The 14,287-nt window shown below is 59.2% G+C and carries 16 protein-coding genes and 1 tRNA gene; 12 read left to right on the forward strand and 5 right to left on the reverse strand.

Annotated elements, in window-relative coordinates:
• Positions 1-375: 375 nt before the first annotated feature.
• From ACP90_RS04460 to ACP90_RS04480, 5 genes are all read left to right on the forward strand, one after another.
• Positions 376-675 (forward strand): DUF2282 domain-containing protein, encoded by a 300-nt coding sequence (locus tag ACP90_RS04460; RefSeq protein ID WP_023003557.1) that lies wholly within the window; start codon positions 376-378, stop codon positions 673-675.
• A gap of 190 nt (positions 676-865) precedes the next feature.
• The gene (locus ACP90_RS04465) at positions 866-1,762 is read left to right on the forward strand and encodes a DUF692 domain-containing protein (protein WP_062486995.1); all 897 of its coding nucleotides are present in this window, start codon (positions 866-868) and stop codon (positions 1,760-1,762) included.
• A 1-nt stretch (position 1,763) separates the two neighbouring features.
• On the forward strand, positions 1,764-2,549 hold the full coding sequence (locus tag ACP90_RS04470) for a putative DNA-binding domain-containing protein (protein ID WP_062486997.1): 786 nt from the start codon (positions 1,764-1,766) through the stop codon (positions 2,547-2,549).
• 43 nt (positions 2,550-2,592) lie between these two features.
• Positions 2,593-3,177 (forward strand): DoxX family protein, encoded by a 585-nt coding sequence (locus ACP90_RS04475; protein ID WP_023003550.1) that lies wholly within the window; start codon positions 2,593-2,595, stop codon positions 3,175-3,177.
• Positions 3,178-3,220: 43 nt separating this feature from the next.
• Complete coding sequence (locus ACP90_RS04480) at positions 3,221-4,279, forward strand: low specificity L-threonine aldolase (RefSeq protein WP_062486999.1); 1,059 nt, start codon at positions 3,221-3,223, stop codon at positions 4,277-4,279.
• Between the two features lie 109 nt (positions 4,280-4,388).
• Here the strand turns inward: ACP90_RS04480 and ACP90_RS04485 are convergent, their stop codons facing one another.
• Positions 4,389-4,835, reverse strand: a complete 447-nt coding sequence (locus ACP90_RS04485) for an Hsp20 family protein (RefSeq protein WP_023003544.1) — start codon at positions 4,833-4,835, stop codon at positions 4,389-4,391.
• A 274-nt stretch (positions 4,836-5,109) separates the two neighbouring features.
• Between ACP90_RS04485 and ACP90_RS04490 the strand changes: the two genes are divergently transcribed.
• Together ACP90_RS04490 and ACP90_RS04495 are read left to right on the forward strand one after the other, a co-directional pair.
• The gene (locus tag ACP90_RS04490; protein WP_145915714.1) at positions 5,110-5,529 is read left to right on the forward strand and encodes a hypothetical protein; all 420 of its coding nucleotides are present in this window, start codon (positions 5,110-5,112) and stop codon (positions 5,527-5,529) included.
• Positions 5,530-5,744: 215 nt separating this feature from the next.
• Positions 5,745-6,818 (forward strand): alpha/beta hydrolase, encoded by a 1,074-nt coding sequence (locus ACP90_RS04495; protein ID WP_062487003.1) that lies wholly within the window; start codon positions 5,745-5,747, stop codon positions 6,816-6,818.
• A gap of 30 nt (positions 6,819-6,848) precedes the next feature.
• Here the strand turns inward: ACP90_RS04495 and hisN are convergent, their stop codons facing one another.
• On the reverse strand, positions 6,849-7,655 hold the full coding sequence (gene hisN / locus ACP90_RS04500) for a histidinol-phosphatase (protein WP_077291741.1): 807 nt from the start codon (positions 7,653-7,655) through the stop codon (positions 6,849-6,851).
• A 268-nt stretch (positions 7,656-7,923) separates the two neighbouring features.
• Positions 7,924-8,769 (reverse strand): N-formylglutamate amidohydrolase, encoded by an 846-nt coding sequence (locus ACP90_RS04505; RefSeq protein ID WP_062491351.1) that lies wholly within the window; start codon positions 8,767-8,769, stop codon positions 7,924-7,926.
• 444 nt (positions 8,770-9,213) lie between these two features.
• Here ACP90_RS04505 and cpdR point away from each other — a divergent pair, with 444 nt between their 5' ends.
• The 5 genes from cpdR (at position 9,214) to ACP90_RS04530 (ending at position 12,004) form a co-directional block, all read left to right on the forward strand.
• Positions 9,214-9,573, forward strand: a complete 360-nt coding sequence (cpdR, locus tag ACP90_RS04510; RefSeq protein WP_006932209.1) for a cell cycle two-component system response regulator CpdR — start codon at positions 9,214-9,216, stop codon at positions 9,571-9,573.
• Positions 9,574-9,722: 149 nt separating this feature from the next.
• Positions 9,723-9,797: transfer RNA gene (locus ACP90_RS04515), tRNA-Val, on the forward strand.
• A 149-nt stretch (positions 9,798-9,946) separates the two neighbouring features.
• Positions 9,947-10,072 carry a type B 50S ribosomal protein L36 gene (gene ykgO / locus ACP90_RS04520; protein ID WP_006932207.1) on the forward strand — a complete coding sequence of 42 codons (126 nt, stop codon included), beginning with the start codon at positions 9,947-9,949 and terminating at the stop codon, positions 10,070-10,072.
• Positions 10,073-10,234: 162 nt separating this feature from the next.
• A complete protein-coding gene (locus tag ACP90_RS04525; protein WP_062487005.1) occupies positions 10,235-10,897 on the forward strand; it encodes a tetratricopeptide repeat protein in 663 nt (220 codons plus the stop codon).
• A gap of 99 nt (positions 10,898-10,996) precedes the next feature.
• The gene (locus tag ACP90_RS04530) at positions 10,997-12,004 is read left to right on the forward strand and encodes an alpha/beta hydrolase (protein ID WP_062487007.1); all 1,008 of its coding nucleotides are present in this window, start codon (positions 10,997-10,999) and stop codon (positions 12,002-12,004) included.
• Between the two features lie 57 nt (positions 12,005-12,061).
• Here the strand turns inward: ACP90_RS04530 and pyk are convergent, their stop codons facing one another.
• Positions 12,062-13,498 (reverse strand): pyruvate kinase, encoded by a 1,437-nt coding sequence (pyk, locus tag ACP90_RS04535; protein ID WP_023003528.1) that lies wholly within the window; start codon positions 13,496-13,498, stop codon positions 12,062-12,064.
• Positions 13,495-13,926, reverse strand: a complete 432-nt coding sequence (locus ACP90_RS04540) for a DUF1036 domain-containing protein (RefSeq protein ID WP_228148130.1) — start codon at positions 13,924-13,926, stop codon at positions 13,495-13,497. The genes pyk and ACP90_RS04540 overlap by 4 nt, the downstream gene beginning before the upstream one ends.
• Between the last annotated feature and the right edge of the window lie 361 nt (positions 13,927-14,287).

Genomic DNA, 14,287 nt, shown 5'->3' on the forward strand with positions numbered 1-14,287 from the left:
CTAGCTATCACCGATGCCTTTTTGTCCTGCGCCCTGTCCGGGCCGTTTTGGGCATGGCGATAATTGGGACAGCATACCTGTCCTATTCCAAGCGGCGCGAACATGACAGATTTCGCCGTCGTGAGCAAGAGTGTTTCTGCGTCGCCGCATTATAATTGTTTCGCGCGAAAAGTGCCAATCGTCCGGAAAGGTCAAAACCGACGATAAATATGTAAGAATCTTGCGTTTGTTAAACTTTGTGCAGTTATGCTCGCAAAACAGTCACATGCGTTTGATTTCCTATTTATCTTCAATAGGGTCATCTACGGTGGGTGACTGGCGGCCCAGCAAAAACGCCGGTACGCAGTGATTTTTCAACGACGAGAGGAGATCGAGATGAAGCATAAGGCCATGTCTGCAGCAATTGTTGCCGGTGCGGTGGCAACCGCGGTTGCGGGTCTGTCGTCAACCGTTCCGGCTCACGCCCAGGCCAAGGAAAAATGCTATGGTGTGTCCTTGAAAGGTCAGAACGACTGCAAGGCGGGTGCAGGTACGACTTGCGCCGGTACGTCGACCGTCGACTATCAGGGCAACGCCTGGACGCTCGTCCCGAAGGGCACCTGCGTGACAATGGATGTTCCAGGTGGCCGTCACGGCTCTCTGACCGAACTTACGCGCGACCTGCCGGAAGCCTGATAGGCTTTAGACGGCCGCAACTGCGGCAATCTGGTCAGGCAGGCAGCTTCTTATCCCGCACTTGGTGCCGAGGCGGGCAGGGCGCCAGCCCTTTCAAAGTCAAGAGCCATGGTGCTTCAGTCAGTCCAGTCTGAAGATGTCCTCAGCCAGTGTGCCTGCCTGACAAAACTTATTCCACCCGGAGGACTCCATGGTTTCCGATACCCGATCAAACCCAGTACAGCGCTGCGAGGCGGCCCTTCCGGCGCGCGCCGGAGCCGGCCTGAAGCCGGAGCATGTTGCGGCTATTCTGGAAACGTCCGCGGATATCGGTTTTTTTGAAGTTCATGCCGAAAACTACATGGGGGCCGGCGGTCCGCCGCACCGGCAACTGGAGGCGATCCGCGAGCGGTATCCCCTGTCTCTTCATGGTGTCGGTCTTTCGATCGGCGGTGAACAGCCACTGGACAAGGATCACCTGCGGCGCTTGTCAGACCTGAACAAGCGATATGAACCGGGACTGTTTTCCGAACATCTGGCCTGGTCGACGCACGACACGACTTATTTCAACGACCTGCTGCCGGTACCCTACGATGAAGCTACGCTGAATCGTGTGTGCGATCACATAGATGAAGTGCAGGAGACCGTCGGACGGCAGATGCTTCTAGAAAATCCGTCGACTTACGTCGCCTTTGCACAGAGCACGATGAGCGAACTGGATTTTCTGAGCGAGATCGCGCGCCGGACCGGCTGCGGCCTGTTGCTCGACATCAACAACGTGCATGTGTCCTGCACGAACCACGAGAGATCCGCGAGAGATTATCTTGCCGCCTTCCCGATGGCCGCCGTCGGCGAAATACATCTTGGCGGTCATGCGCCTGACCGGGATGACGCCGGACGGCCACTGCTGATCGACGCGCACGACCGGGAGGTGGATCTTGCGGTCTGGCAGCTTTATGAAGATGTCATTCGTCTGCAGGGGCCGCTGCCGACCCTGATCGAGTGGGACAACAATGTTCCCGCCTGGCCGGTTCTGCTTGCCGAGGCACAAGCCGCGGATCGCATTCTGGCGCAGCCTGCAGAGGCTGGCAGAAAGCAAGCGGTCTGACATGCGTGGTCCGCTCGCCCTGCCGCAGGTCAATGCCGCCTCGTTTGGGCGTGCGCTGCTCGACCCGCAAATGGCAACGCCCGATGGACTGACTGGTCCGGACGGAGAAACAGCGCCGAAGCGATTCAATGTCTACCGCAACAACGTCATCGTCAGCCTGTGCGAAGCGCTCGGTGAAAGCTTTCCTGCTGTGAAGGCGCTGTTGGGGGAAGAGTATTTCAGGGCGCTTGCCCAGGCCTTCGTGACAGCTCATCCGCCGGTGTCGCCTGTGTTGATCTGGTACGGCGCCGGTTTCGCTGATTTCCTGGACGTGTTTCCGCCGCTCAAGGCATATCCTTATCTCGGCGATGTTGCCCGGCTGGAATGGTCTTGGCTCCAGGCCTATCATGCTGCGGATGCCGCGCCTCTCGATCCGGCAATCCTGGGCAGCATCGATCCGCAAAGACTCGGGGGCGTTCGCTTCGTACCGCATCCGGCGGCGCACGTCGTGACATCTGCCTGGCCGATCTGGGCGATTGCGCGAGCCAACAGGTTTGAACCCGATGAGGCTGAAGCTGTCGATCTTGACGAGCCGCAATCGGTCATGATTACCCGGCCGGACATGGAGGTGGATGTCTATCTGCTACGTCCGGGCGGGGCTGTTTTCACGATGGATCTCCTGCAAGGGCAGACGCTTGCAGCGGCGGCAAGCCGGGCTCAGGAGGACGACGACGGTTTTTCCTTGTCCGATTGCCTTTCGGACTGTCTTGCAGCTGGTGCATTTTCCGCCCTGCAACTGGATGACTAACACGCATGCGGCAAATGGATGCCGCTTGATGATGGGGGATTAGATGGGTGTGTTGATTGGGTTTTTTGTCAGGCTCTACACGATGGTGTTCGGAGCTCTGGAACGGCTGACAAATGGCTGGTTCATCGGGCTTGCTGCCCGGTTCATTTTTGCCGCGATCCTGCTGCAGTTCTTCCTGAACTCGGCGATGACGAAAATCGGCGGCAACATCATGAACATCTTCACGCCAACCGCAGGTGCCTATGCGCAGATGCTGCCCAAGATGATGGAGCAGGTCAGCTACGACACCAGCCAGATTGCGTTCTTCCCGTATGGTCTCATGGTGCTTCTGGGCACCTGGGGTGAATTTGTCCTGCCGGTGATGGTGGTTGTCGGTCTATTCACCCGCTTCGCCAGCCTCGGCATGATCGTCTTCATCTGCGTCATGACCTATGTCGACATCTATGGCCATGGGGCTGACGCAAAGACGATCGGGGCGCTGTTCGACGGTGAACCCTATGCGATCATCGCCGATGACCGGTTGCTCTGGATCTTCCTGTTGCTGGTGCCGGTGCTCAAGGGGCCGGGTGTCGTCTCGCTGGACTGGCTGCTCGGCCGGTCCTATCGCAAGCGCGAGATGTACTACTGAAAAATCGGTTGCCGGTTGTGATGCCAAGTGATTAAACCGGCACATGAATTTTGCCAGTGACAATTGGGCGGGTGCGGCTCCGGCGGTGATGTCGGCGCTGGCCCGCCATAATGACGGGTTCTCGCCAGCCTACGGCACCGACCCGTTGACCGATTCCGTCTCCGCCACGTTCAACGAGATCTTCGAACGCGAGGTTGCCGTCTTCTTCGTGGCGACCGGTTCAGCGGCGAATTCTTTGGCGCTGGCTTCCTGTGCCAAGCCGGGCGGGGCGATCTTCTGCCATTCCGGTGCGCATATTCAGGTTGATGAATGCAATTGCCCCGAGTTCATGACCGGCGGCAACAAGCTGTTGAGCGTGAAGGGACCAAACGGCCGGTTCTCCGCCGATGCCCTTCGCGAAAAGATGGCACAGGTTCCTGACGGTGTTGTCCACCATGGTCAGGTCGCGTCCGTTTCCATCAGCCAGGCAACCGAATGCGGCACCGTCTACACGCTGGATGAAATAGGCGCGATCAAGGATGTCTGCCGGTCCCGTTCGGTGCCGCTTCACATGGACGGCGCACGATTTGCCAATGCGCTTGTGACGCTCGGCTGTTCGGCGGCCGACATGACATGGAAAGCGGGTGTGGACCTGCTTTCCTTCGGAGCCACCAAAAACGGCTGCTGGTGCGCGGAGGCCGTGGTTTTCTTTGATTTGGACGCCGCAAAATCCTTTGAGTATTTCCGCAAGCGCGGCGGTCATCTTTTTTCCAAGAGCCGCTTTGTGGCGGCCCAGTTCGAAGGCTATTTCCAGGATGACACCTGGCTGACGACCGCAAGCCATGCCAACGGCATGGCGACCCGTCTTGCTGAAGGCGTTAGGCAGGCCGGAGGGCGTACTGCCTGGGCGGTGGAAGCCAACGAGCTGTTCCCGATCCTGAAACGCAACCAGATGGAAGCGCTTCAGGCGGCCGGTGCCAAGCTCTATGAATGGCCGGCAGAGGGCCTCGCCGAAGGTCGCGCACCGGCATCGGACGAAGTCTGTGTACGTCTCGTCACCAGTTTCGCAACGACGGATGAAGACGTCGATGCGTTTCTGAAAGTGCTGTCCGGGACGGCCTGAGGGCCGCCTCTCGCGTGTAGAGATGTCTCGTGACGCGCAGGAACATCAAAAAAGGCGCCTGGTTTCCCAGGCGCCCCGATGATGCGATTGCCGCAGTTGAACCAGGCGGTTAGTGAGCCGTGGTTTCGATCTGCTTGGTTTCACCACTGGTGATTTCGATCTTGCGCGGCTTCATGGCTTCCGGGATTTCCCGAACAAGATCAACGTGCAGCAAGCCGTTTTCGAGGCTTGCCCCTTCCACGCGAACATGTTCGGCAATCTGGAAGCGGCGTTCAAAGGTGCGCGAGGCAATGCCGCGGTAGAGAATTTCCCGGCTGGCATCTTCTTCAGCTTTTTCACCCTTGATGGTGAGTGTGTGCTCCTTGGCTTCGACGCTCAGTTCGTCGTCGGAGAAGCCTGCCACGGCCATCGTGATGCGGTAGGCGTTTTCGCCCGTGCGCTCGATGTTATAGGGCGGATAGCTCGGCGCTTCGTTGCCGGCGGCATCGAGCATCGAGAAAAGCCGGTCGAAACCGACGGTGGAGCGGTAAAGCGGAGAAAAGTCCAAGTGACGCATGTGTCTGTCCTCTCTTGAGCAACTGATACTTCACTGATGTTGAGCAGTCCTTCGTCCCCCGGATTGGCGGGACAGGCTGCGGTGCAAACCCGGTCTGGCGCTTGCATGAAGAGATTTGGTTATTCGGATTTTCATTTCAAGAGGCAGGAAATGTGGGGCGTCGTGGAAACATGAACGCCACATGAACAGTGCCTTCCGGTTGCGTTCAAGTGGCCCGGTGCATCTTCAATCCAACGTCAGCACGGCGCTGGCGGAACAAACTGGAGATTTGAAGATGTTTGCCAATGTTTCGAAATTGTCCGCCCCGATCGCCGGTGCCATTCTGCTGGTGTCCGCAGGTTTCATCACCACTGCATCCGCTGCCCCGCTGGTCGGAAAAACCCAGATCGAACCGGCGAAAGCCGAGCTGGTGGTCAAGGTCGATCATCGCCGTGGTAACGGGCGTGGCGGCAACTGGAACGGCCGTCACGGTGGCCGCCATTTCGAAATGGGTCCGCGCCAGATCCGCCGCAGCCTGCGTCACCGCGGTTTCGACCATATCAAGATCCTCGACCGCCGTGGCCCGATGTACATCGTCCGGGCAAAAGGCTGGCGCGGCATGCCGGTTCGGCTGGTGGTCGATTCCCGCAATGCCAACATTGTCCGCAGCCATCCGATCGGTAACCGTGGTCACTGGCAGCGCCGCTGGTACTAAGCAGCAGCTACAAGCTGTCTGACACTTTCAGGGCCGGCTTCCCAGGGAGCCGGCCTGAAGCTTGTTGTGAGGGGCGCCTGGCACGAGTATCACTTGACGATGCAAGACAAAGCCGGACGGTGCCGGCAGGATCTGCAGGCGTGACGAGTTGTTGACGAAAAACCATTATCTGTTTGAAAAACAAACTCTCAACGAACCCGAGTGATTCGCAGCGCATGACCTTGATCGACCATCCCGACAATCCGGTGCCTGAAGGGGCGCGATCCGGGTTCGTCACGACGCCGGACGACAAGAAGATCCGGTATGCGCATTGGCCCGCCGCCGGTGCCCGGCGAAAGGGTACGGTAACACTGCTTCAGGGGCGGGCGGAGTTCATCGAGAAATACTTCGAAGTGATCGAGGATCTGCGTCAGCGGGGCTTTGCCGTCATCGCCTTCGACTGGCGCGGGCAGGGCGGGTCGCAACGCCTGACACGCAACCCCAGACGCGGGCACGTTTCAAACTTCAACAAGTACAAGCTGGATTTGCGCACCGTCTTGAAGGAAGTCTCACTGGCGACCTACCCCGGGCCTCACTTTGCGCTTGCCCATTCAACCGGAGCGCTCGTTGTCCTGTCCGATACGGACCGTCTGCGGACGATGCTGGACCGCGCAGTGCTGACAGCGCCGCTGTTGGGCCTGCCGTCGGGAACATGGTTTCCCGGTCTGGTGTCCGGGTTCCGGTCGATCCTGCGCAAGCTCACTCTGGGGCTGTTTGGCCGCCCGGGCCTGAAGGCAACCTCTCCAAAGACGTCCTGGCTGATCGAAAAGGTTGCCATTCCGGTTGCCCGCCTGTTGTCGATGTTCGGACTTGGCAGGTTGTTTGTGCCCGGGGGCAACGCTGAAATTTCCGTCGCCTACGAAAACAACCGGCAAACGACGGACAAGGCGCGGTTCGAGCGGTTCAACAAGGTGCTGGAACAGGCTCCGGAGCTGGGTGTCGGGTCTCCCACTCTCGGTTGGCTGGGGGCGACCGGTCGCGCCATGCTGGCGCTGCGCCGGCGGGAGGCCGGGCCGAATATCAAATTACCCTGTCTGGTGCTGGCTGCGGGCAACGACCGGATCGTCTCCACACCCATGATCGAGGACTTCGTGGCGCGGGCGAAGGCGGCAGCCTATGTGGAAATCGCGGGCGCCGAACATGAGCTGATGATGGAGCGCGATGCCTTCCGCGACCAGTTCTGGGCGGCGTTCGATGCCTTTGTGCCCGGTCTTGAAGCCGAACAGGCGCTGGAACGGGCTGGAAGCTGATCCCGCGCCCTGATATGGCCGTGTGGCCGGTCAGGCTGCCTTTGCGAGGTCCCGCAGGAGGATTTCATGCAGACGCGGGTCGCCTGACGCAACGATCTGGCCGCCGTCGGCCGGAGAGCCGCCGGTCCACGTCGTGACAACACCACCTGCTCCTTCAATAATCGGCACAAGTGCAACGATATCATAGGCTTGCAGACCGGATTCGATTACCGCGTCGCCGTGGCCGGCTGCGACCATGCAGTAGGCATAGCAGTCTGTGCCATAGCGGGATAACTGAACGGCCGCTTCGATCTGGTCGAACGCCTGGCGTTCGCCATTCTTGAAAAGTGCCGGTGTGGTGGTGAAAATAGTGGCATCTTCCAGCTTCTCACAGGGCCGGGTCTTGAGCTGCCTGGCACCCAAAGGTCCATCGTACCAGGCCGTCTTGCCGTCGCCACCGAACCGTTCGCCGATATAGGGCTGAACCATCATGCCGAGGCTCGGGACGCCATTGGTCCGCAGGCCGATCAGCGTCCCCCAGGTGGGCAGGCCGGTGATGAAGGCACGAGTACCGTCAATCGGGTCCAGCACCCACACATGTTCAGCGTCGAGATTTTCCGGGCCGTGTTCTTCGCCAAGGATTCCGTGGTCCGGATAGGTCTCGTTGATCAGGGCGCGCATTGCCGTTTCACCGTTCTTGTCGGCGATGGTGACCGGGTCGAAGCCGGCTTTCCACTTGTTGTCGATTGCAAAGCCCTGGCGGAAATGCGGCATGATCGCACCGCTGGCTGCTTCCGCCAGCCTGTCCAGAAACGGGGCAAACAAATTGGAACTGGAAACAGGCCCTGCCGACATCATTACCTCCTGGCTGCGGAAACCGCTCAAAACCCAAATCAACGTGAATTGCCGCTTGTATAACCGGTTCTGCAAAAAAATGAATCTGCAAAACCTGAATGACTGCTCATACTTTGATCAGTTTGAAAGGGCTGTCGGGCTTGACCTTTGTGCGGTGCAATGCGATTTTATTGCGGTGCGATACGTTGTGTCGTACCGCCCTCCTTGGGCGTTTCCTCCCTAGACTCGGGCCGCCTCTTTTGAGAGCGGCCTTTTTTTTGGGTCCGGGGTTTTATTCCGCTGCGATGGAGTCCGCCGGCAAGGCTGCATCCGGCATGGAGGTCAGTTCGCGGGCAAACTGGCAAAGGTTGTGGAAGAGGTCGCCGAAGCCGGGGGTCGGCTGGTGGGTTGCCTCGTCCATATAGAGCCCGCGATTGATTTCGATCTGCAGGGCATGCAGGCCGCTTGTGGGGCGGCCGTAGTGTTCGGTGATGAAGCCGCCCGCGTACGGCTTGTTGCGCGAGATGGTGTAGCCCATCTCCTTCAGCACCGAGCAGGCGAACTCCGTCAGGTCGCTGCTGCAGCTGGTGCCATAGCGGTCACCCAGGATGAAATCCGGCCGCGTGTCGGTGGTCTGGCATTTCACGCTTGAAGGCATGGAATGACAATCGATCAGAACCGCGTAACCGAAGGTGACATGGGTCTGGGCCAGAAGCCGGCGCAATGTGGTGTGGTAAGGCTTGTAGATCTCCTCCACCCGGCTGAGGGCTTCGGATACCGGCAGCTTGTGCCTGTAGATCTCGTGGTTCTCGCTGACAATGCGGGCCACGGTGCCAAGCCCGCCGGCCACGCGGATCGAACGGCTGTTGGCATAGGTCGGCAGACGCCCGTCGAACATCTTCGGGTCGAGCTCATAGGGCTCGCGGTTCACATCAAGGTAGGCCCTGGGGAAATGCGCACGCAGGAGCGGCGCGCCGAGCGGCACGACATGGGCAAACAGATCGTCGACATAAGCATCCTCCGACCGCCGGATGGCTGTTTCGTCCAGGCGGGAAGACGCTAGAAAGCTTTTGGAATATTGCCTGCCGGAATGGGGCGAATTGAAAACGAACGGAACCCTTTGGTCCGCAGGACACAAAACTTCAAACGCTGGGAAGCCGTTAAAGTCCGCCTCGAAAGAGGCTTGTGAAGAAGGCTGCTTGTCGTCCGTCAATGGTGTGTCCTGGTTGCCGCCCGGTGCAGGCCATGGCCCATGGTGCCAAGGAATCGCGGCGCAGTCCACCTTGGTGGGATCAAAAGCCCCGCGGCTGTGGGGAAACATCTGGTGATCGAGGGCAGGAATGGCCAGATGCCACGAATGCCGCAGCCGTGCCAATGGCCCGGGAATGCATACGCCACGACGATTTTCCCCAACGTGAGAAGCCGACAGGTTCTCATGAGGCAAGTGATGGTTCGTTCTCAACAAGAGCCTATCCACACCGTGGGGTCGTGATCCAATTCACCCTATCATTCTGTGGAATTCGAGCTATAACCGGCAGAAAGGGAACCGAACCCACACGAACAAAGGACCTGGTCAATTACGATGCCGCGTATCCTGCTTGCCGAAGATGATAATGACATGCGCCGCTTTCTGGCGAAGGCGCTGGAAAATGCCGGTCATGACGTCGTTTCGTTCGATAACGGCAGAAGCGCCTACGAGCGCCTGCGCGAGGAACCGTTTTCTCTGCTTCTGACGGATATCGTGATGCCGGAGATGGACGGGATCGAGCTGGCGCGCCGGGCTACGGAACTCGATCCGGACCTGAAGGTGATGTTCATTACCGGTTTTGCCGCCGTTGCCCTCAATCCGGAATCGGATGCTCCCAAGGACGCCAAGGTCCTTTCCAAGCCATTCCATCTTAAAGATCTTGTCCAGGAAGTGGAGCGCATGCTGGCCGCCTGACAAGGTGTTGACGCGGCGGAAAACAGGGGTTGCGAACCGGGCTGGGGAAATTTTGACAGTTCGGTGAAAAAGGGGGGTTGCACAGTTTGCGGATCCCCGTTATATCGCACTCCACCACGGCGCTGGGGCGTCGGACTACCGAGAAATTCGGGCGTGTAGCTCAGCGGGAGAGCACTTCGTTGACATCGAAGGGGTCACAGGTTCAATCCCTGTCACGCCCACCATTATTGCGCTGATTGAAGTTTCAAGAGGCGCGGATTGATCAGAAGACAGGCGCAGGACCTGCCGCAGCTTCTAGACCAATCCAGTCAAACGTGAGCGCCTTTGGCGCTCATTTGGTTTAAAGAAGCAGGGCCCTTGTGGGGACAGTGACATGAAGATCAAAAACTCGCTCAAAGCGCTCATGACCCGCCACCGCGACAACCGCATGGTTCGCCGTAAAGGCCGCGTCTACATCATCAACAAGAAAAACCCGCGTTTCAAAGCACGCCAGGGCTAATCTTGTTGCCGCGCATCGCGTGGCGGAAGAACTGAAAATCTCTTCCTGAACAAGGCTTTATCTTGTTGCTGGGAGAGGCGGCCAGGTCCCTGCCACCGTAGCGCACGAAGATGTGTCAAATTCCCGGATTGACCGCCGCATCCAACGATCCATAATCGTCGGATGCGGATTTTTGTGTTTGCCCTCCTGTTTCTCGCCGGCACCAGTCTAGCCAGCGCCCAGCCTGTTCCAGATCTCGGTCCGGAAGCAGAGCCACCTTCTGCCGAAGACTTCAATGCTCTTCCCGACGATCTTCCGGAAGACGGTGGGCAGGTGGTCGTCGATGAGAGTGATCCCGAAGACGAGAAGTCGCGTCTGGACGAACTCTTTGCCAATCTCGCCAAATCGGACAATCCGAAGGAAGCTGAGCGTATCGGCCGGGAAATCCAGATGCTCTGGATGGATTCGGGCAGTGATACGGTGGATGTGCTGATGTCGCGGGCCGGCAAGGCAATCCAGGCTGACGATCATGCGTTGGCGCTGGACCTCCTGGACACAGTGGTCATCCTGAAGCCGACTTATGCGGAAGGCTGGAACCGGCGTGCGACAGTCCACTACATGACGGAAGATTTCGGCAAGTCCCTGGTCGATATCGAGCGCACACTGGCGTTGGAGCCCCGTCATTGGGGGGCCTTGTCGGGGCTCGCCATCATCCAGCGGCGTCTGGGGTTCGAAAGCGAAGCGCTGGCGACGTTCCGGCGGGCTCTTGAAGTCAACCCGAGCCTGGAAAATGCCACCAAGGCCGTGAACGATCTGGAAAAGGAAGCCGAGGGCGAACCCGCTTGAGGCAAGCCCGCCTGAGGTAAGCCCACTCGAGTAAGCTTGTTCGGTCTGTCTTTATGCCGCCAGGCTTGATTGCTGCGAGCGCGGTGCTATGTCCGGGCTATGATCCCGTTCCTGATTGCTCTTCTTGTCGCCGCCTGTCTGTTTGTCGCCTACTCGCTTTTCAGGGCAAGGCAGATTTCGCGCACCTACACACCTGACGGCAGTCTTGCCGAGGTGAACGGTGCGCAGATGCACTATCACTTCATTCCTGCGTCACAGGCGGCCAGCGAGCGGCCTGTGCTGGTGTTCCTGCATGGGGCCAGTGGCAACGCCTACGACATGAAGTTGGCTTTTGAAGGCGCATTCAAGGGGCGCTATTCGCTGCTTTTCATCGATCGTCCGGGGCTTGGGTTCTCGCAGCGCTCCAGAACGGGCCGGAACACGCCTGAAAGCCAGGCTGAGCTGATTGCCGGATTGCTCGCAAAACTCGGCATTGGGACATCAGTGGTGGTGGGGCATTCGCTCGGCGGAGCCGTGACGGCAGCTGTGGGCCTTGCTGCTCAGGAGCGGGTGAAGGGGCTGGTCTTCCTGGCTCCTGTCAGCCATGTGTGGCCGGGCGGCGTCAACTGGTACTACAAGGTTGCCGCGATGCCTGTCATCGGCTGGCTGTTTGCCTGGACGCTGACGATCCCTGTCGGCGAGCGGCTGGTGCCGCAAATGCTGAAGCATGTTTTCCATCCGGATCCGCCACTTGCAGGCTATGCGGCGTCTGTCCGTCTGCCACTGCTTTTCCGTCCCGAAAGCTTCCGCTCGAACGCGGCGGACATTTGCAGTCTAAAGGACGCTGTCCGGCAACAGTCCCGGCAGTATGGAAAGCTGGGCCAGCCGTCGCTGATCATCACGGGTACGAAAGATACGGTGGTCTGGCCGTCGATCCATTGTGAAGGCCTTTTGCAGGATCTGCCGGATGCGGAGTTGCTGATGCTGGGCGCGGCCGGTCATATGCCCCAGCATACGCATGCAGATGAAATCGTGTCCGGTATCGACAGACTGGTGGCGCGGATAGAGGTGTCAGAGGACAAGGCGGGAACGGCTGAAGCCAGGGCCGGGACATTGCGCACGGCATGAAAAAGGCGGCCTTGAAGCCGCCTTTCGTCATCCGGTTTGTTTTAACCGATTAGATCGTCAAATGCCGCCCTGACCGTCGTTGCCGACGAAGGCAATCCGCAGCATGTTCGTGGAGCCCGGAGTGCCGAACGGCACACCTGCGGTCACGATAATGCGCTGACCCGGTTTCGCAAACCCTTCGGAGAAGGAGATGCGGCAGGCGCGGTCGATCATGTCTTCCTCGTTGGCGGCGTCTTCACTGACCACGCAGTGCAAGCCCCAGCCGAGTGACAGGCGACGTGCAGTTGCAAGCACCGGCGACAGAACGATCACCGGGCTGGCCGGACGTTCACGAGAGGCGCGCAGGCCCGTTGCGCCAGACGTCGTGTAGCAGACGACAGCAGCAAGGTTCAGCGTTTCGGCAATCTGCCGGGCCGCTGCCGAAATCGCGTCAGCGCCGGTGGCTTCCGGCTCGGTCCGCTGTGCGTAGATGATCGTGCGGTAGTTGGGATCCTGCTCCACCTGCTGGGCGATCTTGTCCATGGTGGACACTGCCTCGATCGGGAATTCGCCTGCAGCGGATTCGGCCGACAGCATGACGGCGTCTGCGCCTTCGAACACGGCGGTGGCAACGTCGGACACCTCGGCGCGGGTCGGCACCGGTGCGTTGATCATGGATTCCAGCATCTGCGTGGCGATCACAACCGGTTTGCCGGCACGGCGGCAGGCGCGGGTGATGCGCTTCTGAAGGCCGGGAACCTGTTCCAGAGGCAGTTCCACGCCCAGGTCGCCACGGGCAACCATGATGGCGTCGGACAGTTCGATGATCTCGTCCAGCCGGCCGATGGCCTGCGGCTTTTCGATCTTGGCCAGAACGCCGGCGCGGCCACGGGTGATCTTGCGCACTTCGGCAATGTCGTCCGGGCGCTGCACGAAGGACAGGGCCACCCAGTCGACGTTCTGGTCGAGGGCGGCGATCAGGTCCTTGTGGTCCTTCTCGGTCATGGCGCTGGTTGCGATTTCCGAATCGGGAACGCTGACGCCCTTGCGATCGGACAGCTTGCCGCCGACGACGACTTCCGTCACGGCCCGGGTGCGGTCGGCTTCCAGAACCTTGAGCTGGATCTTGCCGTCATCAAGCAGCAGGCGGTGGCCCGGCTCGAGAGCCTGAAGAATTTCGGGATGCGGCAGGTGGACCCTGTCGACACTGCCGCCGGACTTGTCGGCGTCCAGCGTGAACGTTGCGCCGTTTTCCAGCATGACCGGACCGTCGGCAAACGTTCCCACACGCAGCTTGGGTCCCTGCAGATCGGCCAGAATGCCGATTGGTCGTCCAACCTTCTCCTCAACAGAACGGATGCGTTCAACGAGCATCTTCAGACGATCATGATCGGTATGGCTCATGTTGATGCGGAACACATCCGCACCGGAGCGATACAATTTTTCGATGATGTCTTGTTCTGAGGAGGAGGGTCCGAGAGTTGCAAGAATTTTGACTCGCCGGTTACGCCTCATCGCCCACCTGTCCCCTGTTGCACGGGTTCGGTCAGCTGGACCGTCCAGCTGCTCTGTTCGCCCGTGTCGATTTCAAAAAAGCCTGTCCGCTCGAATCCGCGAGCCACACAGTCCTCAATTCCGCGAATGGTGAATTCCTTTTCCCGGGTGCACATGAACGCCCGGCCACCCCATTCGCCGAATTGGTCATAATCAACTGCGTAGATGTAATAGTATCGTGACACCAGCGCCCCGGGTACCAGGGTCTCGCAGGAATTGGAAGCAAGGTTCCACCAGCCTTCGGTAACCCAGTCGGTCTTGTCCTTGTAGCCGATGGCTACACCAACCTGACTGTCGGTCTTGTTGCAAAGGCGCAGATCAGCTCTGGCTTCGTCACTGGATGCGGAGAAAAACAGCACGGTGAGGAATGCAGCAAAGGCAAATTTCACAGGCACGCTGATACATGCCCGAGACTCGCCCTGGTTCCGTTCCCCAACCTTAAACATATGCAGTCGTTCGCTTTGCTGCTTTACAGACATTCGCTTTTTGCGTCGACAAGGGGGCCTTGTCAACGTCGTTAACGGGATACGGAGCCTTTCGCCCAGACTTGTTTCCCGAACCGTCCGGATTTTTTGTCCAAATGAACAGTCCCACCCCCTATGCCGTCAGAAATGGGGCGGGAACATGGCCGCTCCGCCTCAGATCGGTGTTAGCTGTCAATAAAGCGTATACCGCGTTGTACACACCTTGGCAAAAACACAGGTGCCTTGATTGCAAGGAAGGGTGTGGAAGGTGTGGATGGCCTGCGGT

Source organism: Labrenzia sp. CP4 (assembly GCF_001579905.1).
GTDB classification, from domain to species: domain Bacteria; phylum Pseudomonadota; class Alphaproteobacteria; order Rhizobiales; family Stappiaceae; genus Roseibium; species Roseibium algicola.